Origin of the sequence: Streptomyces sp. SID5469, from assembly GCF_009862865.1 — a bacterium.
GTDB lineage: Bacteria > Actinomycetota > Actinomycetes > Streptomycetales > Streptomycetaceae > Streptomyces > Streptomyces avermitilis.
On sequence record NZ_WWIN01000001.1, the window covers coordinates 7,788,855 to 7,810,627 of the forward strand.

The following is a 21,773-nucleotide window of genomic DNA, read 5'->3' on the forward strand; positions in this document are numbered from 1 at the left end:
GGCCCCGCCCGTCGGCAGTCCCCGGGGGGCCCGGCCGAGCCTCAGCCGCCGTACGCGCCCGAAGCCGTCAGCCGGAGAGCCGTGTCGATCAGCGGCACGTGGCTGAACGCCTGCGGGAAGTTGCCCACCTGGCGCTGGAGGGTCGGGTCCCACTCCTCGGCGAGCAGCCCCAGATCGTTGCGCAGGGCCAGCAGCTTCTCGAAGAGCTTGCGGGCCTCGTCCACGCGGCCGATCATCGCCAGGTCGTCCGCCATCCAGAACGAGCAGGCCAGGAAGGCGCCCTCGTCGCCCGGCAGCCCGTCCACGCCCTCTTCCTCGCCCGAGGTCGGGTAGCGCAGGATGAAGCCGTCCGGCGTCGACAGCTCCCGCTGGATCGCCTCGATCGTGCCGATCACGCGCTTGTCGTCGGGCGGCAGGAAGCCCATCTGCGGGATGAGCAGCAGCGAGGCGTCCAGCTCCTTGGAGCCGTACGACTGCGTGAACGTGTTGCGCTCCTTGTCGTAGCCCCGCTCGCACACGTCCCGGTGGATGTCGTCGCGCAGCTCGCGCCACTTCTCCAGCGGGCCGTCCGCGTCACCGGACTCGATCAGCTTGATCGTGCGGTCGACCGCGACCCAGGCCATCACCTTGGAGTGCACGAAGTGGCGGCGCGGACCGCGCACCTCCCAGATGCCCTCGTCCGGCTCGTCCCAGTGCTTCTCCAGGTAGCGGATCAGCTTCAGCTGGAGGAGCGAGGCGTAGTCGTTGCGCGCCAGGCCCGTCATGTGGGCCAGGTGCAGGGCTTCGATGACCTCGCCGTACACATCGAGCTGGAGCTGGTGCGCCGCGCCGTTGCCGACGCGCACCGGCGCCGAGCTTTCGTATCCCGGCAGCCAGTCCAACTCGGCCTCGCCCAGCTCCCGTTCGCCCGCGATGCCGTACATGATCTGGAGGTTCTCCGGATCGCCGGCGACCGCGCGCAGCAGCCACTCGCGCCAGGCGCGGGCCTCCTCGCGGTAGCCGGTGCGCAGCAGCGAGGAGAGGGTGATGGCCGCGTCGCGCAGCCAGGTGTAGCGGTAGTCCCAGTTGCGTACGCCGCCGACGTGCTCCGGCAGGGAGGTCGTCGGGGCGGCGACGATGCCGCCCGTGGGCGCGTACGTCAGGGCCTTCAGCGTGATCAGCGAGCGGACCACTGCCTCACGGTAGGGGCCGTGGTACGTACAGTGCTCGACCCACTCCCGCCAGAACTCCTCGGTCGCCTCCAGCGCCTGCTCCGGCTCCGGCAGCGCGGGCGGCTGCTTGTGCGAGGGCTCCCACGAGATGGCGAACGCGATCCGGTCGCCCGGGGCCACCGTGAAGTCCGCGTACGTGGTCAGACCCTTGCCGTAGGTCTCGCAGGCGGTGTCGAACCACACCGAGTCGGGGCCGGCGACGGCCACCGTGCGCCCCTCGTGCCTGTGCACCCAGGGCACCACACGCCCGTACGAGAAACGCATCCGCAGGGCCGAGCGCATCGGCACCCGGCCGGTGACGCCCTCGACGATCCGGATCAGCTGCGGGGCGCCGTCACGCGGCGGCATGAAATCGGTCACCCGGACCGTGCCGCGCGGGGTGTCCCACTCGGACTCCAGGATCAGCGAGTCGCCGCGGTAGGTGCGCCGGGACGCTCTGGGCGGCTCGGCGTCGGAGGCGTGGGCCGGACCGAGGCGCCAGAAACCGTGCTCCTCCGTGCCGAGGAGTCCCGCGAAGACGGCATGGGAGTCGAATCGGGGCAGGCACAGCCAGTCCACTGTGCCGTCCTGGCAGACCAGTGCGGCGATCTGCATGTCTCCAATGAGTGCGTAGTCTTCGATGCGCCCGGCCACGTGCAACTCCAGTCGAACGGCCACGTCGCCCCTCAAAAAGGGGCGGTCGCTCTTTGCGGTCAAGGGGTCGGTGTGAAAAGTCGTCGTTCACCGACCCAACGGAAATGGTGCAGTCGATGTTCAACGAACTGACGAGCTCTTGTTGTTCCGGAGACGGGCGGGGGTGTTGCCGTTTCCCGGGGTGCTCGGCAGCGAGTGTCCGAGCAGGATACGTCGCACCTCGATGATCCGCGTGCCGCTCCCGGCAACGCGACTGCGCCGAACGAGTGAGCAACGGGTGAGTGTCACGTGACGGTCGTACGTCCGTGTCGACGTATGTGCAGAGCGTGGCCGGAAGCAGCCTCCCCGCGTCGCTGATACCCTGGTAGCCCGTGGACCGGTGGGCGCCCCAACGAGAATAAGGGTCCCCCGTACCGCAGCGACGGCACCTCCGGAAACCTCCGGTTCTGGCAGCCGCACCGCACCTCAAGACCGCGACCACGGGAGCCCCCTCTTGGCCATGCCGCCCAAATCCACGACGACCAAGCACATCTTCGTCACCGGGGGTGTCGCCTCCTCGCTCGGCAAGGGCCTCACCGCCTCCAGCCTGGGCATGCTGCTCAAAGCGCGGGGGCTGCGGGTCGTGATGCAGAAGCTCGACCCCTACCTGAACGTCGACCCGGGCACGATGAACCCGTTCCAGCACGGTGAGGTGTTCGTCACCAACGACGGCGCCGAGACCGACCTGGACATCGGCCACTACGAGCGCTTCCTCGACCGTGACCTGGACGGTTCGGCCAACGTGACCACCGGGCAGGTGTACTCGACGGTCATCGCCAAGGAGCGGCGCGGCGAGTACCTGGGCGACACCGTGCAGGTCATCCCGCACATCACCAACGAGATCAAGCACCGCATCCGCCGCATGGCGACGGACGAGGTGGATGTCGTCATCACCGAGGTCGGCGGCACGGTCGGCGACATCGAGTCGCTGCCGTTCCTGGAGACCGTCCGCCAGGTCCGTCACGAGGTCGGCCGGGACAACGTCTTCGTGGTCCACATCTCGCTCCTCCCGTACATCGGCCCCTCGGGTGAGCTGAAGACGAAGCCGACCCAGCACTCGGTCGCCGCCCTCAGGAACATCGGTATTCAGCCAGACGCGATCGTTCTGCGCTGCGACCGCGAGGTCCCCACCGCGATCAAGCGCAAGATCTCGCTGATGTGCGACGTCGACGAGGCCGCCGTGGTCGCCTGCCCCGACGCCCGCTCGATCTACGACATTCCGAAGACCGTGCACGGCGAGGGCCTGGACGCCTATGTCGTCCGCAAGCTGGACCTCCCGTTCCGCGACGTGGACTGGACCACCTGGGACGACCTGCTCGACCGCGTCCACAAGCCGGACCACGAGATCAACCTCGCGCTGGTCGGCAAGTACATCGACCTGCCCGACGCCTACCTCTCGGTCACCGAGGCGCTGCGCGCGGGCGGCTTCGCCAATCGCGCCCGCGTGAAGATCAAGTGGGTCACCTCGGACGACTGCAAGACCCCGGCCGGCGCCGCGGGGCAGCTCGGTGACGTCGACGCGATCTGCATCCCGGGCGGCTTCGGCGACCGCGGTGTGTCCGGCAAGGTGGGCGCGATCCAGTACGCCCGCGAGCACCGGATTCCGCTGCTCGGCCTCTGCCTGGGCCTGCAGTGCATCGTGATCGAGGCGGCCCGGAACCTGGCCGACATCCCCGACGCGAACTCGACGGAGTTCGACTCCGCCACCGGCCACCCCGTCATCTCCACCATGGCCGAGCAGCTCGACATCGTGGCGGGCGAGGGCGACATGGGCGGGACGATGCGCCTGGGCATGTACCCGGCCAAGCTCGCCGAGGGCTCCATCGTGCGCGAGGTGTACGACGGCAAGGAGTACGTCGAGGAGCGCCACCGCCACCGCTACGAGGTGAACAACGCCTACCGCGCGGAGCTGGAGAAGAAGGCCGGTCTGCAGTTCTCCGGCACGTCCCCGGACGGCAAGCTCGTCGAGTACGTCGAGTACCCGCGCGAGGTGCACCCCTACCTGGTGGCGACGCAGGCGCACCCGGAGCTGCGCTCGCGCCCGACCCGCCCGCATCCGCTCTTCGCGGGCCTGGTGAAGGCCGCTGTGGAGCGCAAGACGGGCAAGTAGCACAAGGTTGTACGGTTGCCGGGGTGCGTGTCTTTCGGGACGCGTGCCCCGGCTTTCGTACGTGCGTGGGAGGAACAGGGCGACATGACCATCAAGGACACCCCCGAGGAGTGGGAGGTCAGGGCGACCGAGACCCCCTTCAAGGGCAACAAGACCTCCGTCCGCACCGATGACGTGGTCATGCCCGACGGCTCGGTCGCCCGCCGGGACTACCAGGTCCACCCCGGCTCGGTGGCCGTGGTCGCCGTCGACGACGAGGGCCGCGTGCTGGTCATCCGCCAGTACCGCCACCCGGTGCGCCACAAGCTCTGGGAGATCCCGGCGGGCCTGCTCGACATCCCCGGCGAGAACCCGCTGCACGCGGCCCAGCGCGAGCTCTACGAGGAGGCGCACGTCAAGGCCGAGGACTGGCGCGTTCTCGTCGACCTCTACACGACGCCCGGCGGCTGCGACGAGGCCGTGCGCATCTTCCTCGCCCGCGATCTGTCCGAGGCCGAGGGGCGGCGCTTCGAGGTCGAGGACGAGGAGGCCGACATGGAGCTGTCGCGCGTCCCGGTCGACGAGCTGCTGCGCGGTGTGCTCGCCGGCGACCTGCACAACAACTGCCTCGTGACGGGCGTCCTGTCACTGATCGCGGCCCAGAACGGCGAGGGACTCGACGCGCTGCGCCCGGCCGACGCGCCGTGGCCCGCGCGCCCCTTCGAGGCCTGACCCCCCGCCGACGGCATTCGTCCTACGATCGCCTGATCCGATCGGGGGACGTGCCCGCCGTGCTCCGCCGGAATCGTCGCAGAGCGTGAACTAGGCTCTGAAAACGACCCGACCGGAGTCCCGGCGGGCCCGTGTGCGCAGTGGGACGGGAGCGTGACCCGTGACGGATCAGGCGGTGGACACAGGCGGCTCTCAGCTGCCGGGAAACGAGCAGCGGCCCGCTGCCGCCCCCGCTCCCACGGTCAGTCAGTTCCTCGGCCGCACAAGAGAGTTGAAGGAACTCCGCGCCGACATCGAGCGCGCGGGTCTCGACACCCTCTCCGGCCGCAAGGCCCCCCGCGCGCGGGTGCTGCTCATCGCGGGCCGGCCCGGCTCCGGCCGCACCGCGCTCGCCGAGGAGCTCGTACGACAGGTTGCGGACCGTTACCGGGACGGGGTGCTGCGCGCCCGGCTCACCGAGCCCGACGGCACGCCCGTCCCGACCGAGCGCACGGCGCGCGAGCTGCTGGCGGCCCTGGAGGTGGCCACGCCCCCCGGCGCCGCCGAGGACGACCTCACCGAGGCGCTGCGCGAGGCCCTCGCCGACCGCCGGACGCTGCTCCTGCTCGACGACGTGGCCGCCGCCGAGCAGGTCGACGCCTTGCTGCCCGGCACCCCCGACTGCCTGGTCGTGGCCGTCTCCGAGGGCCCCCTGACCGGCATCGCGGACGTCCGGCCGTGCACCCTGGGCGGCCTCGACACGAAGTCCGCGCTGGAGCTGCTGGGCCGCCTCACCGGGGCGGTGCGCATCACCGTCGACCCGCGAGCCGCCGAAGGGCTCGTCGAGGAGTGCGCCGGCCAGCCCCTCGCCCTGGTCCTCGCGGGGAGCTGGCTGGCCGCCCGCCCCCAGGCCGCCGTCGCCGACCTCGCCAAGCAGCTGCGCTCCGAGGGCGACGAGGGCCCGCCGACGGCACGCCTCTTCCGGCTCGCCTACGCCGGGCTGCCGGCCACCGCCCAGCGGATACTGCGCCTGCTCTCCCTCGCCCCCGCGGGCCTCGTCGACCCGCACACCGCCTCCGCGCTCGCCGGCTGCTCGGTGAGCGCGGCCCACACGACCCTCGACGACTTCGCCGCGCTCGGCCTCGTGCGGCTGCTGGAATCCCCCCTGCCACAGTACGAGGTGCCCGGCTCCCTGCTGCCGCTGCTGCGCGCCCTCGCCGAGTCACGGGAGCGTCCCGCCGAGCTTCAGCTGGCCCGCGCCCGGATGCTCGAGCGGACCGTGCGGCTGCTGCAGTCCTGCCGGGCCATCACCGAGACGGACAGCATCGAGGCGCGCGAGAAGCTCCTCGGGATGCCCCGCACGCTGCGCTTCCCGAACCCCCGGGCGGCCGCCGACTGGCTGCGCGTGCGGCAGCCCGCGCTGTTGGCCGCCGCTCGCAGCGCGGTCGCCGACGGGGAGCTGGACACCCTGGCCCGGCGGCTCATGTCCCAGCTGGTGCGCGCGATGGTCGCCCACTTCGGCACGCAGGCGTCGGCGCCGGAGCTGTACGGCATCCACCGCCTGGTCCTCGACGTCGCCGAGCGCCGGAACCTGCCCCGTGAGCAGGCCGCGGCCCTGCTGAACCTCGCCGACCTGGACACGCGGACCGGCCGCACGACCGAGGCCCTCGCCCGCTACCGGGCCGCGCTGGACGCCGGCCGCGAGGCGAACGATCCGTATGCGACCGGCCGCGCGATGGAATCCGTAGGCGGCGCCCACCAGGAACTCGGGGACTACGACCGGGCCGCCGACTGGTACGGCCGGGCGCTGGCCCAGCGGCTGGCGCGCGACGAGCGCGTGGACGCGGCGCGGCTGTACGGCCGTATCGCCACCGCGCACACCTATGCGGGCCGCTACGGCGAGGCGCTGCGCAACTGGCGCTCGGCGGTCGCCGGGCACCGCAAGAACGGCGATGTGGCGGCCCAGGCGCGGGCGTTGAGCGAGCTGGCCCGGGTCCAGGAGTACGCGGGCCGCCCCGAGGAGTCGCTGCGCACCTGCCAGGAGGCCGTGGAGTGGGCGCGCCGGGCCGACGACGTACGTCTGCAGGCCGCGCTCCAGCTCCGGCTGGCCGACACCCTGGAGCACCTCGGCGACCCCGCGGCGGCCAAGCTGCACCGCGGCGCGGCCGAGCGGATGCTGGGAGAAGAGCTCCTGGAGAGCGACTCAGGTGCGGAACAAGCCCCTAACGCCTGCGAAATCCGCAGTGCATCCAGCAAAGATTGATGCATTGAAAGGCTAGACAGCGGGAACACCTTCATTAGACTGGCTCTGCCGCACCTTCTCCTGCGGTGTCTCCCGGTGTGCCCCCATGCATCCGGGTATGTCATGCAATACCCCACACCCCCTGAGCCAAGGACCGTGATCGACGTGAAGGTCGGCATCCCCCGCGAGGTCAAGAACAACGAGTTCCGGGTGGCCATCACCCCCGCAGGCGTGCACGAGCTGGTGCGCTACGGCCACCAGGTCTTCATCGAGCAGAACGCCGGCGTCGGCTCCTCGATCACGGACGACGAGTACGTCTCCGCCGGCGCGCAGATCCTTCCGACCGCCGACGAGGTCTGGGCCATCGCCGACCTGCTGCTCAAGGTCAAGGAGCCCATCGCCGAGGAGTACCACCGCCTCCGCAAGGACCAGACGCTCTTCACCTACCTGCACCTGGCCGCCTCCCAGGAGTGCACGGACGCCCTCCTGGAGTCCGGCACCACGGCGATCGCGTACGAGACCGTCGAGCTGCCCAGCCGCGCCCTGCCGCTGCTGGCCCCGATGTCCGAGGTCGCGGGCCGGCTCGCCCCGCAGGTCGGCGCCTACCACCTGATGCGCGCCAACGGCGGCCGTGGTGTCCTGCCGGGCGGTGTCCCGGGTGTGCTCCCCGCCAAGGCGGTCGTCATCGGCGGCGGCGTCTCCGGCTGGAACGCCGCGCAGATCGCCATCGGCATGGGCTTCCAGGTGACCCTGCTCGACCGTGACATCAACAAGCTCAAGGAGGCGGACAAGATCTTCGGTACGAAGATCCAGACCGTCGTCTCCAACGCCTTCGAGCTGGAGAAGGCCTGCCTCGAGGCCGACCTCGTCATCGGCGCGGTGCTGATCCCGGGTGCGAAGGCCCCGAAGCTGGTCACCAACGAGCTGGTCTCGCGGATGAAGCCCGGAAGTGTCCTTGTCGACATCGCGATCGACCAGGGCGGCTGCTTCGAGGACTCCCGTCCGACCACGCACGCCGAGCCGACCTTCCGGGTCCACAACTCGGTCTTCTACTGCGTCGCCAACATGCCCGGCGCCGTCCCCAACACCTCGACGTACGCGCTGACCAACGCCACGCTGCCGTACATCCTGGAACTGGCGAACCGCGGCTGGGCCGAGGCGCTGCGCCGTGACCCCGCGCTCGCCAAGGGCCTCAACACCCATGACGGCAAGGTCGTTTACCGCGAGGTCGCGGAGTCGCTCGGCCTGGAGTACGTCGAGATCGAGTCCCTGCTCGGCTGAGTCCCGGCGTGGCGAGGAGTCGACTTCTCGGCTCCTGAGTCGACCTGGGAGTCGACTTCCGAGCTGACAAAAGGCGATACGTCAACACAGGTCGTCAACACCGCGCACCCGGCCGGACCTTGCTCGACAAGGCCCGGCCGGGTGTGTGTCGGGTCACTTTGCGACACTCGATCAACTCGCCGCGAACGTAACTCTTCGACCGATTCGCACACCCGTGAAACCTGCCGTGCGACGCCCTTACGCCCTTGACAGAGGGATGTTCGGTCGCCGACACATCGGGTCGGGTCCGGCGGATTGTGTTGCTGCGGACCGGTGACACGCCATAGAGTCGCCAATCGTCGGCATGGTGCCACGCTGACCTATCTAGAAGTTTCCTGGTCACCAAGGAGGTAAGACGACTTGTGAATGAGTCGACATTTACTCCCGGGGGTGGTCAACCAGGAATGCCGGCGCGGGGCCAGGGCCCCACGGGGCTCGAGGCTGTCGGCTCCGTCGCTGTCCGAACCTTCGCAGCCCACAAGAGTCCCCGGATGACTCAGACAGCACACCCGAGCATGGATGGCCATCACGTGAACGCCATGGCCGGCAACGGAAGTGGCGAGAACCGCACCCACTTCGCCGACTACGACGAACTGCCCGAGGGGCACTTCTACGACCCCGACGCCGAGTACGAGCCCGACCCCGAGTACGCGGCCACGCTCGCGCCCGACGCTGCCCGCCAGCGCCGTGAGCGCGTCGGCCCGACCGGCCGCCCGCTGCCGTACTTCCCGATCCCGGGCCCGCTGACCGACCACGGTCCCGCGAAGATCATCGCGATGTGCAACCAGAAGGGCGGCGTCGGCAAGACGACGTCGACCATCAACCTGGGTGCCGCCCTCGCGGAGTACGGCCGCCGGGTCCTGCTCGTCGACTTCGACCCGCAGGGCGCGCTGTCCGTGGGTCTCGGCGTCAACCCGATGGAGCTCGACCTCACCGTCTACAACCTGCTCATGGAGCGGGGTATGGCGGCCGACGAGGTGCTCCTGAAGACAGCGGTCCCGAACATGGACCTGCTGCCCAGCAACATCGACCTGTCCGCCGCCGAAGTGCAGCTCGTCTCCGAGGTCGCGCGCGAGTCCACGCTCCAGCGTGCGCTCAAGCCCCTGATGGCCGACTACGACTACATCGTGATCGACTGTCAGCCCTCGCTCGGTCTGCTCACCGTCAACGCCCTGACGGCCGCTCACAAGGTGATAGTGCCGCTCGAGTGCGAGTTCTTCGCGCTGCGCGGTGTCGCGCTGCTCACCGAGACCATCGAGAAGGTCCAGGAGCGGCTCAACCCCGAGCTGGAGCTCGACGGCATCCTCGCCACGATGTACGACTCCCGGACCGTGCACAGCCGTGAGGTCCTCGCGCGCGTGGTCGAGGCGTTCGACGATCACGTCTACCACACGGTGATCGGCCGGACCGTGCGCTTCCCGGAGACCACGGTCGCCGGTGAGCCGATCACGACGTACGCCTCCAACTCCGTCGGCGCCGCCGCCTATCGCCAGCTTGCCAGGGAGGTGCTCGCCCGGTGTCACGCCGAGTGAGTCTGCCGGGGGCCGACGAACTGTTCCGTACCACCGGGGGAATGGGGCTCCAGGCGTCCACCCCCAGGCGCCAGGCCAACGGCGAGGCCCGAGTGCCGGCTCCGGCGGGCGAGAGCGACGCCGCCGCCGCCGCGGAGAACACGCCGGTCTCGGTGCCCGTGCAGGGCGGCGACGGCGAGGGTGACGAACACGTCGCGGCGGACACCGCCGAGGCGGAGGCGGGGGAGTCCCGTACGCGGTCCGGCGGCGCGGAGCGCTCCGGGCGGCGTCAGCCGCCGCAGGAAGGTTCTGCCTCGCCCTCGTCGCAGCCGCAGGCCCAGCCGCGCAAGCGCGGGCGGTCCGGCGGACGGCGGCCCAGCGGACGGGAGCGGCACGACGAGAAGATCACGGTGTACGTGTCCGCCGAGGAACTGATGGATCTCGAGCACGCACGTCTGGTGCTCCGGGGTGAGCACGGGCTCGCGGTCGACCGCGGGCGGATCGTCCGCGAGGCGGTCGCCGTGGTGCTCGCGGATCTGGAGTCCCGCGGGGACGCGAGCATTCTGGTACGCCGGCTGCGTGGGCGGTAGGCGGTAGCCTGCGAGGGCTATGACCTCGTACGACCCCTCGGTCCCCGCTTCCGGCCCTGCCGGTCGTCGGCGTGTGCTGGGACGGGGGCCCGGGGCCGTCGAACGGCCCGCGGAACCGCCCGTGGCGCCGTCCGCGGAACCACCCGTGGAGGCGCCGCCCGCGCCTGCGCCGACGGTGGAGCAGATCGAACCGGAGGCGGAGCCTGCGGAGGCGGCCCCGCCTCCGGCTCCACCCGAGCCCCAAGCCGATCCCCCCGCGCCGCCGGCCCCTCGGGGGCCTGAGGCCGGTCGTCCCGCGTCGTCGGCGCTCCGGGAGCCCGAGGCCGAGCAACCCGCGCCGTCGGCCCCTCGGGAGTCTGAGGCCGAGCAACCCGCGCCGTCGGCTCCTCGGGAGTCTGAGGCCGGTCGTCCCGCGTCGTCGGCGCTCCGGGAGCCCGAGGCCGAGCACCCCGCGTCGTCGGCTCCGCGCGAGCCCCAAGCCGAGCACCCCGCGTCTCCCGCCCTCCCGGCGTCCCCGCCGGGGTCGGGCGGGCCCGAGGAGGCCGGTGACGGTGTCTTCAAGGTGCGGCTCGCGAACTTCGAGGGCCCCTTCGATCTGCTGCTCCAGCTGATCTCGAAGCACAAGCTCGACGTCACCGAGGTCGCGCTCTCCAAGGTGACCGACGAGTTCATGGCGCACATCCGGGCCATGGGACCGGACTGGGACCTCGATCAGACGACCGAGTTCCTGGTCGTCGCCGCCACGCTGCTCGACCTCAAGGCCGCCCGCCTCCTGCCCACGGCCGAGGTCGAGGACGAGGCCGACCTCGCGCTGCTCGAAGCGCGGGACCTGCTGTTCGCGCGACTGCTCCAGTACCGCGCGTACAAACAGATCGCCGACATCTTCAACCGCAGGGTGGAGGAGGAGGCCCGCCGGTATCCACGTACCGTCGGACTCGAACCGCACCACGCCGAGCTCCTGCCCGAGGTCGTCATCAGCATCGGGGCGGAAGGCTTCGCCAAGCTCGCCGTGAAGGCGATGCAGCCGAAGCCCAGGCCGCAGGTGTACGTCGACCACATCCACGCCCCGCTGGTCAGCGTGCAGGAGCAGGCCGGGATCGTGGTGGCCCGGTTGCGGGAGCTGGGCGAGGCCAGTTTCCGCACACTCGTCGAGGACACGGACGACACGCTCACCGTCGTCGCCCGGTTCCTCGCGCTGCTGGAGCTGTACCGCGAGAAGGCCGTCGCCCTCGACCAGGAGACCGCGCTCGGCGACCTGATGGTGCGCTGGACCGGCGGCGAGGACGGCGAGCAGCCGAAAGTCACCGACGAGTTCGACCGACCGCCCCAGGAAGCCAAGGAGGACCAGGCGTGAGCGAGGAGATCACCGAAGTCGCGGCGGACCTCGACAGCGTCGCGGGGCTCGATCTGAAGCCCGCGCTGGAGGCCGTCCTCATGGTCGTGGACGAGCCCGCCACCGTGGAGCACCTCGCGAAGATCCTGGAGCGGCCCAAGCGGCAGATCGCGGATGCGCTGCGCGAGCTGGCCGACGAATACACCGGGCAGGGGCGCGGCTTCGAGCTGCGGCTGATCGCGGGTGGGTGGCGGTTCTACACCAGGCCAAAGTACGCGACGGCCGTGGAGCGCTTCGTGCTGGACGGCCAGCAGGCCCGGCTCACCCAGGCGGCGCTGGAGACGCTCGCCGTGGTCGCGTACCGTCAACCGGTCAGCCGTTCGAGGGTCTCCGCCGTGCGTGGAGTGAACTGTGACGGGGTGATGCGCACCCTCCTGCAACGCGGTCTGGTCGAGGAGGCGGGCGCGGAACCCGAAACAGGTGCGATCCTGTACAGGACGACGAACTACTTCCTGGAGCGAATGGGCCTGCGTGGCCTGGACGAGCTCCCGGAGCTCGCGCCCTTCCTCCCCGAGGCGGACGCGATCGAGGCCGAGACGCAGGAAGGTGTGCCGTCGTTCGATCCGGACGCACCGGAGACAGACGACCCGACGACGACGGAACTTTGATGCGAAGCAGTGGCAGCGGCAAGAGCGGCGGACGCGGTAACTACCGTGGCGCCGGCAACGACAGGGACCAGAAGCAGGGGCAGGGGCAGGGTCGCCCCAGCAAGCCCCGCCCCGAGGAGCGCCGCTACGACGTGGGCCCCGGCGCCACCCAGGACGGCCCGAAGGCCGGGCGCGGCAACGCGGCGCGTGGCGGTGCCAAGGGCGGCCCCAAGCAGAGCCGGCAGCGCGGCGGCCGTACGGAGCCCGCGCGCTCCCGTGAGTACGAGACGCGGGCCGAGGAGCGCAACCGGGACCGGTACGCGGGCAAGCCGGAGGTCAAGACGCCCAAGACCTTCCCGGGCGCCGAGCAGGAGGGTGAGCGCCTGCAGAAGGTGCTCGCGCGCGCGGGCTACGGTTCGCGGCGTTCCTGTGAGGAGCTGATCGAGCAGGCCCGGGTCGAGGTCAACGGCGAGATCGTCCTGGAGCAGGGGCTGCGCGTCGACCCGGAGAAGGACGAGATCAAGGTCGACGGGCTGACCGTGGCCACGCAGTCGTACCAGTTCTTCTCGCTGAACAAGCCCGCCGGTGTCGTCTCGACCATGGAGGACACGGAGGGCCGGCAGTGCCTCGGTGACTATGTGACGAACCGCGAGACGCGGCTCTTCCACGTGGGGCGGCTCGACACCGAGACCGAGGGCGTCATCCTGCTCACCAACCACGGCGAGCTGGCGCACCGGCTGACCCACCCCAAGTACGGCGTGAAGAAGGTCTACCTCGCGCACATCGTGGGCCCGATCCCGCGCGACCTGGGCAAGCGGCTCAAGGACGGCATCCAGCTGGAGGACGGGTACGCGAAGGCGGACCACTTCCGGGTCGTCGAGCAGACCGGCAAGAACTACCTCGTGGAGGTCACCCTGCACGAGGGGCGCAAGCACATCGTGCGCCGCATGCTCGCCGAGGCCGGCTTCCCCGTCGACAAGCTGGTGCGCGTCGCCTTCGGGCCGATCACCCTGGGCGACCAGAAGTCGGGCTGGCTGCGCCGTCTGTCCAACACCGAGGTCGGCATGCTGATGGGCGAGGTCGACCTGTAGCCCCGCTGTTCTCATCACGTCTGCCGAGCCGCGGGCGTCCGGATTTTCCGGGCGCCCGCGGCTTGTCATATCCCGCCCGGCCTCTTTATAGTCGAGATGACTATTGGTCGAAGTGACTATTAAGCCGTGGCTGTCAAGGCGCGGCTGTCAACGGGGGCGGGGGGCGGGCATGTGCGCATCGGAGAACACTCCACGCGCACCCGGCGGCCGTGCCCCCGAGGGCTACGACAAGCACGCGTTCGAGCCCTTCGCTGTCACCGTCGACCTGGCCGTCCTCACGATCCGCGCGGGCGTGCTCCAGGTGCTGCTCGTGGAACGGGGACAGGAGCCGTACGCGGGCCGCTGGGCGCTGCCCGGCGGGTTCGTGCTGCCGCACGAGTCCGCGGAGGCCGCGGCCCGGCGCGAGCTGGCCGAGGAGACGGGCCTGGCGGATCTGACCGGGCTCCATCTGGAGCAGCTGCGGACCTACAGCGAACCGGACCGGGACCCGAGGATGCGGGTCGTCTCCGTCGCGTACACCGCGCTGCTCCCGGACCCTCCCGAGCCGCACGGCGGAGGGGACGCGGCGCAGGCCCAGTGGCTGCGCTACAACGCCCTCGGCCCGCTCGCCTTCGACCACGACCGGATCCTCGCCGACGCCCACGAACGCGTCGGCGCCAAGCTCGAGTACACGTGTCTCGCCACGTCCTTCTGTCCGCCCGAGTTCACGCTCGGCGAGTTGCAGCAGGTCTACGAGACCGTGTGGGGCACCGCGCTCGACCGGCCCAACTTCCGGCGCAAGGTCCTTGCCACGCCGGGCTTCGTCGAACAGATCCCGGGCGCCGCCCGCCTGACCGGCGGCCGCGGAAAGCCCGCCGCGCTCTATCGCGCAGGCGGTGCGACCACCCTGCACCCGCCCCTGCTGCGACCCACTTCGGAAGGACGGCCCTGATGACCACCACGACCCTCACGAAACGCGCCGCCACCGGTTCCCTGCTGGGGCTCGCCCTCGGAGACGCGCTCGGCTTCCCGACCGAGTTCAACGACGTGCCGTCGATCCTCGCCAAGTGCGGCCCGTGGCGGGAGATGGAGCTGCCGAGCCCGGCGATCGTCACGGACGACACACAGATGACGCTGGCGCTGGGGCGGGGACTGCGGTCGGCGATGGACCGCGGGCTGCTCGAGCCGCAGCGGATGGAACGGCCGGTGCGCGAGGAGTTCGTGGCCTGGTACGAGTCGCCCGAGAACAACCGCGCCCCGGGCCGCACCTGCCTGGTCGCCTGCAACCTGCTGAAGACCGAGGGGCGTCCCTGGCAGCTGGCCAGCCAGATCGGTTCCAAGGGGTGCGGGGCCAACATGCGCGTGGCGCCCGTCGGTCTCGTCCGCGGCCTGAGCGACGAACAGCGGGCCGGTGCCGCGCAGTTGCAGGCCGCGCTCACCCACGGCCATCCCACGGCGCTCGCCGCGTCGGACCTGACCGCCCACGCGGTCCGCCTGCTCGTCCAGGGAGTCGAGCCGACCGGACTGGTGGGGCTGCTGCGCTCGTACGCGTACGAGAACCGCACCCGCTACCACCGGCGCTGGCTCGGCGACCTGTGGACCTTCAGCCAGGACCCCACGCCGGAGCACTTCATCGCGCGTGGCTGGGACGAGTGCCTGGAGATACTCGGCCGACTCCAGCAGGCCGTGTGCACCGTGTCGCCCGAGGTCGACCCCTGCCTGGCCACCGGGGAGGGCTGGATCGCGGAGGAGGCCCTGGCCACCGGTCTGCTGTGCTTCCTCCTCTTCCCCGAGGAGCCGCTGACCGCCCTGCGCCGGGCCGCCTGCACCTCCGGCGACTCGGACTCCATCGCCTGCCTCACGGGCGCGTTCGCCGGCGCCCACCTCGGCGTCGACGCCTGGCCGACCGAATGGGCCGACCGCATCGAGTACCGGGGTGATCTGCAGACGCTCGGAGCGCTCTGGGACGCTTGACGGATGCTTGACGCCCTCGACATCGACCTGGCGCCCGTGGTGGCGGCGCAGCCCGACCCGGTGCTGTTCGCCACCGTCTCCGGAGCGCACCTGTACGGTTTCCCCTCGCGCGACTCGGACATCGATCTGCGCGGCGCCCATCTGCTGCCGGCGGCCGAGCTGGTCGGGCTGCGGGAGCCGACGGAGACCCGGTCGCGCATGTGGGACCGGGACGGCGTCGAGATGGACCTGGTGACGCACGATCTGCGCAAGTTCGTCCGGTTGATGCTGCGGCGCAACGGCTATGTGCTGGAGCAGCTGCTGTCGCCGCTCGTCGTGCACACCAGCGACGCGCATCGGGAGCTGGCCGAGCTGGCTCCCGGGGTGCTGACCCGTCACCACGCCCACCACTACCGGGGCTTCGCGACGACGCAGTGGCGGCTGTTCAAGAAGACCGGTGAACTCAAGCCGCTGCTCTACACCTTCCGCGTGCTGCTCACCGGCATCCACCTCATGCGCAGCGGTGAGGTGCAGGCCCACCTGCCCACGCTCGTCGGGCAGGTCGACGCTCCCGGCTGGCTGCCGGAGCTCATCGCGGCCAAGGCGGAACGGGAGCACGGCGCCGCCGATGTCGACCAGGCGCGCGTACGGCTCGATGTGGAGCGGTTGCACGGGCTGCTGGACGAGGCGGAGGGCGCCTCACGGCTGCCCGACGCCCCGACCGCGTACGACGCCCTGCACGACCTCGTCGTCCGGGTGCGCCTGGAGGGCTGAGGCGTGGCGGGTGCGGATCAGGAAGTCCTCGACGCGGCGTCGGTCCGGTTCCGCGGGCAGCGGGGTGTGCCGGGCCGCCTCGTCCGTCTCCGCCGCCAGGCGGGTCATCCGGGACTCGACCTCGGGCCACGGGACCTCGCCCCGCTTCACCGCGAGGAGGGGCTCGCGCCGGTCGCCCACGTCGATCGTCAGCGAGCCCGTGCGCAGCAGGTCCCGGCAGCTCGTCAGGAGGCGCAGCAGGTGCATGGCGTGCTTCCAGCGCGGGGCGCCGTGGGCACGCACGTCGGCCTCCAGCTTCTTGCGCTGGCTCAGGGCGTAGCGCGCGAACGTCTCGTGCGTCTGGCGGGAGAGGAACGCCTCGCGCAGGGCGAGGAGTTCACGGCCCGTCGCGTCGGCCTGCTCCACCAGCGGTGAGTGCAGGCACTCCAGGATGTTCGGGTTCGCCCGCAGCGCCAGCTCGCAGAAGCGCTCCAGCTCCCAGCTGAACTGTTCCTCCGCCGGGCCCTCGACGTGCGAGGGCGGCTTGGCGAAGCTCCAGAACAGGGGAGTGGGGGCGAGGAACACGCCTCGGCGGTCCGTGTCGCTGCCGTCCGTCGCCAGACCGAAGGCGCGCGAGCCCATCACGCAGGAGTAGATCGTGTGGTGGCGGACCAGGCGCGCGCCCAGGTCCGGGTCTGTCTCGGGCATGGACGGAGCGTACGTGTCCGTTCACGTCAGGCGGATCGAATTTCCCTCCACCGTGATCTTCTCGGCAGGCAGCGGACGCGGCGCGGGGCCGGCCGCCACGGAGGCGTCGGTGATGCGGAACTTGCTGCCGTGACAGGGACAGTTGATGGTGCCGTCCGAGACGGTGCTCACCGTGCAGCCCTGGTGCGTGCAGACCGCCGAGAAGGCCTTGAACTCGCCCTGCTCGGGCTGGGTCACCACGACCTTCTCGTCCTTGAAGATCGTGCCGCCGCCGACCGGGATGTCGGAGGTCTTGGCCAGTTCCGGCCCGGCGGCCGCGCCGCCGGACGCCGTGGCGGACGCCGTGCCGGACGGGCTGCCGGACGGGGTACCGGACGTCGACTGGCTGGAGCTGTTGTTGCTGTCGCCGTACTTGCTGCACCCGGCGAGAAGCGCGACCGCGCCGCCCGTCCCGAGAAGGGTGCGCCGTGTCGGGCGGATCGTCATGTCGTCACTCCGAACGTACGGAAGAACCAGAGGGCGGAGGTCAGCCAGATGCCTGTGAGCACCGCGAAGACGAGTCCGCCGACGATCGGCAGCAGCCAGCCAGGCAGTCGCTCCGCACGAAGCAAGAGCATTTTGGCACTAAATGCACCAAAGAAGAAGCAACCCAGGAGCGAGTGCCACAGCACGCGCGGTTCGTACGTCTGATAGCCCAGCGCGTACAGGCAGTGCACCGCGACCGGCACCGCCACCAGGAACGCCACCCGCCCCGACCAGCGGTGCAGCACCGGCGCCCAGCTCGGGCCCGGCAGCTTGCCGTACATCATGAGTGCGGAGACGAGCTGCACGAGTGCGAAGAAGAACGCCGTGGTCGCCAGCCACGACTTCACCGCGCCCGTACTGCTGAAGCCCGCCAGGTTGAAGGCGGTCCCGGCCGGGTCGTGCACCTTTCCGTACGCTCCGAGGCCCACCGCGACCACGGCCGCGACCAGTGCGGGGACGAGGAAGCGGGCGGCGCCCGGGCCGCGGTGGGCGGGCTGGGACGGAGGGAAGCTCTGAGTGGCGGCGTTCGGATCCACGGGCATGTCCGGCTCCCTGGGCAGGGGGATGTCGAAGGACGGGGTCAGGGGGTGACGGGGCGGGCCGTGAGCTGCTGGCCGTCGACCGTCACCGCACCGGTTTCCGGGTCGATCCGGGGGGCGGCCTGCGGCTTGCCGTCCCGGTTGAGGATGCCGACCTGCTTGCCGCCCGGCAGCACGATCCAGCCGCCGTCGATCTTGGCGCCGCGCACGCTGGCCGTCGCGCGGTACAGCCCGGACGGCTTGAGCGCCTTGTCGGCGGTGAAGCCGTAGCGGGTGCCGCCCAGGTCGACGGTGCCGCGGATCCGCTTGCCCTCCTTGAGCTTGCCGTTCAGCTCGGCGCCCTGCTTGCCGGTGAGCTTCATCGTGCCGTCGTCCTTGACGTCACCCTTGAGCCACGACTCCTTGTTCCGGCCGTCGCAGAAGTACGCGATCGCCTTGCCGTCGCGCAGGGACACGGCGACCGCCGAGGAGTTGTCGTCGGTACGGCCCGCGTAGTCGGCGTTCGGCAGGGGGCTGGTGGACGGCGACGGGCTGGGTGGCGGAGTCGACCGCTCGGGCCGCGGGCTCGGTGAGACCGTGGCGGCGGGCGGCTCCTCCTGGTAGGACGACGTGCTCTTCGTCCCCGTCATCGCGTTCAACGACAGCATGAACACGGCGAGCAGCAGTCCCGCGAGAAGGGTGAAAAGGGGTCCGGAGCGCTTCATTACGGGCCTCCCCCGAGGCGAGTTTCCTGCCATGAGAGCGGACTCGCGGCCCCCGCGTCCAGAGGCGCACCGGGGCGTTCTCGTCCGAACTGGTGGAACAGGGCGAATCGGGTGACACGGGAAGGGTGAGGCCGGGCCCGGTGACGGCGTCTCGGCAGACGGGCGCCACGCACCCGTGCGTGGCGGGCTGACTAGGCTTGTGGTGAAAGAGCCGTAGTACGTACATCAGCGAGGAGCAGCACTGTGGCGGTACGAGCGGTCCGGGGCGCCGTCCAACTGGAGCGGGACGCGGCCGATCACATGGACGAGCAGGTCAGCGAGCTGCTCACCGCCATTTTGGAGCGGAACGGGCTGACCGCGGACGACCTGATCAGCATCTGGTTCACCGCGACGCCCGATCTGCACAGCGACTTCCCGGCGGCCGCCGCCCGCAAGCTCGGCATCGTCGACGTGCCGCTGATCTGCGCGCAGGAGCTGGACATCAAGGGCGCGATGCCGCGTGTCGTGCGGGTCCTCGCGCACATCGAGTCCGACAAGCCGCGGGCCGAGATCGCCCACGTCTACCTGGGTGCCGCGGGCGCACTCCGCAAGGACATCGCCCAGTGAGGACCGCACTCGTCATCGGGACCGGGCTGATCGGTACGTCGGCGGCCCTGGCGCTGGCCGGGCGCGGCGTCGTCGTGCACCTCGCCGACCACGACCCGGAACAGGCGCGTACGGCGGCGGCGCTCGGCGCCGGCACGGACGAGGCGCCCGAAAAGCCCGTCGACCTCGTCATCGTGGCGGCCCCGCCCGCGCACGTGGCGGCCACCCTCGCCGACGCCATGCGGCGTGGCCTGGGGCGCGGCTACCTCGACGTGGCCAGTGTCAAGGGCGGTCCGCGCCGCGAGCTGGAGGCGCTCGGCCTCGACCGGTCCGTCATGTCGACGTACATCGGTTCGCACCCCATGTCGGGCCGCGAGAAGTCGGGCCCCCTCGCCGCGACCGGCGACCTCTTCGAGGGGCGCCCCTGGGTCCTGACGCCGACCCGGGACACGGACACCGAGGTGCTGAACCTGGCCCTGGAGCTGGTGTCGCACTGCCGTGCCGTGCCGGTCGTCATGGACGCCGACGCCCACGACCGGGCCGTGGCGCTCGTCTCGCACATGCCGCACCTGGTGTCCAGCATGGTCGCCGCCCGGCTGGAGAACGCCGAGGAGACGGCCGTACGCCTGTGCGGCCAGGGCATCCGGGACGTGACCCGCATCGCCGCGTCCGACCCCCGGATGTGGATCGACATCCTGTCCGCGAACCCGGGCCCGGTCGCCGACCTGCTCACCGACGTGTCCGCCGACCTCGACGAGACGGTGCGGGCCCTGCGCTCCCTCCAGTCCTCCGACGAGGCGAAGCGGCGTGCGGGCGCCACCGGCATCGAGGACGTCCTGCGCCGGGGCAACGCGGGGCAGGTCCGGGTGCCCGGCAAGCACGGCAGCGCGCCGCGGACCTACGAGACCGTGGCCGTCCTCATCGACGACCAGCCGGGCCAGCTGGCCCGTATCTTCGCGGACGCGGGGCTGGCCGGGGTCAACATCGAGGACGTACGCATCGAGCACGCGACCGGGCAGCAGGCGGGTCTGGTCCAGCTGATGGTGGAGCCGAAGGAGGCGCCGGTACTGAGCGCGGCGCTGCGGGAACGAGGCTGGGCGTTGCGGCAGTAGGGGCCGCCGCGCGACGGGCCCGGGAAGGGCCAGTAATACGGGGTCCGTGGAGCCAGTAACCTTGTGCGGGGCGCGCTCGCGTCCCGCACACATCCACCACCCCGCACCAGGAAGGTGTCCCCACCGTGGAAAACGGCGCCGCCCGGACCGTACCGGCAGTGATTGTCGCCATCGACGGCCCCTCCGGCACGGGCAAGTCGAGCACCTCGAAGGCCGTGGCCGCGAAGCTCGGGCTGAGCTACCTGGACACCGGTGCCCAGTACCGGGCGATCACGTGGTGGATGGTGAGCAACGGCATAGACATCACGGACCCGACCGCGATCGCCGCCGTGGCCGGGAAGCCGGAGATCATCTCCGGCACCGACCCGTCCGCGCCGACCATCACCGTCGACGGGACCGACGTCGCCGCCCCGATCCGCACGCAGGAGGTCACCTCCAAGGTGAGCGCGGTCAGCGCGGTGCCCGAGGTACGCACCCGGATCACCGAGCTGCAGCGCTCGCTCGCCACGTCCGCCGAGAACGGCATAGTGGTGGAGGGCCGTGACATCGGCACCACCGTGCTGCCCGACGCCGACCTGAAGATCTTCCTCACCGCCTCCCCGGAGGCGCGTGCCGCCCGCCGCAGCGGTGAGCTGAAGGGCGCCGACGTCAACAGCACGCGCGAGGCCCTGCTCAAGCGGGACGCGGCCGACTCCAGCCGCAAGACCTCCCCGCTCGCGAAGGCGGACGACGCGGTCGAGGTGGACACCTCCGACCTCACGCTCCAGCAGGTCATCGAGTGCGTCGTCACCCTCGTCGAGGAGAAGCGGGCCGCGAAGTGACCGAGGCACCATCGGTACGCGGCGCCGAGGTCGGGCGGCGCATCGGCGTCGGCCTGATGTACGGGCTGTTCAAGCCGCGCGTCCTCGGGGCCTGGAAGGTCCCCGCGACCGGCCCGGTGATCCTCGCCGTGAACCACTCGCACAACATCGACGGCCCGATGGTCATGGGCGTGGCACCCCGGCCGACCCACTTCCTGATCAAGAAGGAAGCGTTCGTCGGCCCGCTCGACCCCTTCCTGCTCGGCATCGGCCAGCTGAAGGTGGACCGCGAGACCACCGACCGCTCGGCGGTCACCCGCGCTGTCGGCGTCCTCGACAACGGCGGCGTCCTCGGCATCTTCCCGGAGGGCACCCGGGGCGAGGGCGACTTCGCCTCGCTGCGCGCCGGGCTCGCCTACTTCGCGGTCCGTGGCGGCGCCCCGATCGTCCCGGTCGCCGTCCTGGGAAGCACCGAGCGGCGCGGACGGTTGATCAAGGCGCTGCCCCCGCTGCGCAGCCGGGTGGACGTCGTCTTCGGCGACCCCTTCGAGGCGGGCGACGGCAGCGGGCGACGTACGCGCAAGGCGCTCGACGAGGCGACCGTGCGCATCCAGAAGCAGCTGAGCGCACACCTGGAAAACGCCAGGCGTCTGACCGGACGCCGGGAAAACGCCGGGCGCCCCACCGGGCACTAGGCG

General features: G+C 71.0%; 21 protein-coding genes. 16 read left to right on the forward strand and 5 right to left on the reverse strand.

What is annotated here, in order from left to right; translation table 11 throughout:
- Positions 1-41: 41 nt before the first annotated feature.
- Complete coding sequence (locus GTY58_RS33785; protein ID WP_042493852.1) at positions 42-1,844, reverse strand: glycoside hydrolase family 15 protein; 1,803 nt, start codon at positions 1,842-1,844, stop codon at positions 42-44.
- Positions 1,845-2,343: 499 nt separating this feature from the next.
- Between GTY58_RS33785 and GTY58_RS33790 the strand changes: the two genes are divergently transcribed.
- The 12 genes from GTY58_RS33790 (at position 2,344) to GTY58_RS33845 (ending at position 16,123) form a co-directional block, all read left to right on the forward strand.
- Positions 2,344-3,993 (forward strand): CTP synthase, encoded by a 1,650-nt coding sequence (locus GTY58_RS33790; RefSeq protein ID WP_010987904.1) that lies wholly within the window; start codon positions 2,344-2,346, stop codon positions 3,991-3,993.
- A gap of 84 nt (positions 3,994-4,077) precedes the next feature.
- A complete protein-coding gene (locus GTY58_RS33795; RefSeq protein ID WP_037646361.1) occupies positions 4,078-4,704 on the forward strand; it encodes an NUDIX hydrolase in 627 nt (208 codons plus the stop codon).
- Positions 4,705-4,864: 160 nt separating this feature from the next.
- The gene (locus GTY58_RS33800; protein WP_010987906.1) at positions 4,865-6,946 is read left to right on the forward strand and encodes a tetratricopeptide repeat protein; all 2,082 of its coding nucleotides are present in this window, start codon (positions 4,865-4,867) and stop codon (positions 6,944-6,946) included.
- Positions 6,947-7,090: 144 nt separating this feature from the next.
- Entirely contained in the window at positions 7,091-8,206 is a 1,116-nt protein-coding gene (ald, locus tag GTY58_RS33805; RefSeq protein WP_010987907.1) for an alanine dehydrogenase, read from the forward strand.
- 443 nt (positions 8,207-8,649) lie between these two features.
- On the forward strand, positions 8,650-9,777 hold the full coding sequence (locus GTY58_RS33810) for a ParA family protein (protein WP_078234541.1): 1,128 nt from the start codon (positions 8,650-8,652) through the stop codon (positions 9,775-9,777).
- A complete protein-coding gene (locus tag GTY58_RS33815; protein ID WP_010987909.1) occupies positions 9,762-10,346 on the forward strand; it encodes a hypothetical protein in 585 nt (194 codons plus the stop codon). The genes GTY58_RS33810 and GTY58_RS33815 overlap by 16 nt, the downstream gene beginning before the upstream one ends.
- Positions 10,347-10,365: 19 nt before the next feature.
- On the forward strand, positions 10,366-11,700 hold the full coding sequence (locus tag GTY58_RS33820; RefSeq protein WP_078936611.1) for a segregation/condensation protein A: 1,335 nt from the start codon (positions 10,366-10,368) through the stop codon (positions 11,698-11,700).
- On the forward strand, positions 11,697-12,347 hold the full coding sequence (gene scpB / locus GTY58_RS33825; protein ID WP_010987911.1) for an SMC-Scp complex subunit ScpB: 651 nt from the start codon (positions 11,697-11,699) through the stop codon (positions 12,345-12,347). The genes GTY58_RS33820 and scpB overlap by 4 nt, the downstream gene beginning before the upstream one ends.
- Positions 12,347-13,417 carry a pseudouridine synthase gene (locus GTY58_RS33830; protein ID WP_010987912.1) on the forward strand — a complete coding sequence of 357 codons (1,071 nt, stop codon included), beginning with the start codon at positions 12,347-12,349 and terminating at the stop codon, positions 13,415-13,417. Before scpB ends, GTY58_RS33830 begins: the two co-directional genes overlap by 1 nt.
- A 169-nt stretch (positions 13,418-13,586) precedes the next feature.
- Positions 13,587-14,348: an NUDIX domain-containing protein gene (locus GTY58_RS33835; protein WP_010987913.1), complete on the forward strand. Its 762-nt coding sequence runs from the start codon at positions 13,587-13,589 to the stop codon at positions 14,346-14,348.
- Positions 14,348-15,370 (forward strand): ADP-ribosylglycohydrolase family protein, encoded by a 1,023-nt coding sequence (locus tag GTY58_RS33840; protein WP_010987914.1) that lies wholly within the window; start codon positions 14,348-14,350, stop codon positions 15,368-15,370. The genes GTY58_RS33835 and GTY58_RS33840 overlap by 1 nt, the downstream gene beginning before the upstream one ends.
- A 3-nt stretch (positions 15,371-15,373) precedes the next feature.
- Entirely contained in the window at positions 15,374-16,123 is a 750-nt protein-coding gene (locus GTY58_RS33845) for a nucleotidyltransferase domain-containing protein (protein WP_010987915.1), read from the forward strand.
- Here the strand turns inward: GTY58_RS33845 and GTY58_RS33850 are convergent.
- The 4 genes from GTY58_RS33850 to GTY58_RS33865 are packed head-to-tail and all read right to left on the reverse strand — an operon-like array spanning position 16,049 to position 18,578.
- Positions 16,049-16,810, reverse strand: a complete 762-nt coding sequence (locus GTY58_RS33850) for a nucleotidyltransferase domain-containing protein (RefSeq protein WP_010987916.1) — start codon at positions 16,808-16,810, stop codon at positions 16,049-16,051. The genes GTY58_RS33845 and GTY58_RS33850 overlap by 75 nt on opposite strands.
- 21 nt (positions 16,811-16,831) lie before the next feature.
- Positions 16,832-17,296 (reverse strand): Rieske (2Fe-2S) protein, encoded by a 465-nt coding sequence (locus GTY58_RS33855; RefSeq protein ID WP_010987917.1) that lies wholly within the window; start codon positions 17,294-17,296, stop codon positions 16,832-16,834.
- Positions 17,293-17,877 (reverse strand): DUF6529 family protein, encoded by a 585-nt coding sequence (locus tag GTY58_RS33860; protein ID WP_010987918.1) that lies wholly within the window; start codon positions 17,875-17,877, stop codon positions 17,293-17,295. The genes GTY58_RS33855 and GTY58_RS33860 overlap by 4 nt, the downstream gene beginning before the upstream one ends.
- A gap of 38 nt (positions 17,878-17,915) precedes the next feature.
- Positions 17,916-18,578 carry a hypothetical protein gene (locus tag GTY58_RS33865; RefSeq protein ID WP_037646368.1) on the reverse strand — a complete coding sequence of 221 codons (663 nt, stop codon included), beginning with the start codon at positions 18,576-18,578 and terminating at the stop codon, positions 17,916-17,918.
- A gap of 243 nt (positions 18,579-18,821) precedes the next feature.
- On the opposite strand from GTY58_RS33865, the gene aroH reads away from it, so the two are divergent.
- From aroH to GTY58_RS33885, 4 genes are all read left to right on the forward strand, one after another.
- A complete protein-coding gene (gene aroH, locus GTY58_RS33870) occupies positions 18,822-19,184 on the forward strand; it encodes a chorismate mutase (RefSeq protein WP_010987920.1) in 363 nt (120 codons plus the stop codon).
- Positions 19,181-20,275 carry a prephenate dehydrogenase gene (locus GTY58_RS33875; RefSeq protein ID WP_010987921.1) on the forward strand — a complete coding sequence of 365 codons (1,095 nt, stop codon included), beginning with the start codon at positions 19,181-19,183 and terminating at the stop codon, positions 20,273-20,275. The genes aroH and GTY58_RS33875 overlap by 4 nt, the downstream gene beginning before the upstream one ends.
- Positions 20,276-20,400: 125 nt before the next feature.
- Positions 20,401-21,096: a (d)CMP kinase gene (gene cmk, locus GTY58_RS33880; RefSeq protein WP_010987922.1), complete on the forward strand. Its 696-nt coding sequence runs from the start codon at positions 20,401-20,403 to the stop codon at positions 21,094-21,096.
- The gene (locus GTY58_RS33885; RefSeq protein WP_037646370.1) at positions 21,093-21,770 is read left to right on the forward strand and encodes a lysophospholipid acyltransferase family protein; all 678 of its coding nucleotides are present in this window, start codon (positions 21,093-21,095) and stop codon (positions 21,768-21,770) included. Before cmk ends, GTY58_RS33885 begins: the two co-directional genes overlap by 4 nt.
- Positions 21,771-21,773 lie beyond the last annotated feature (3 nt).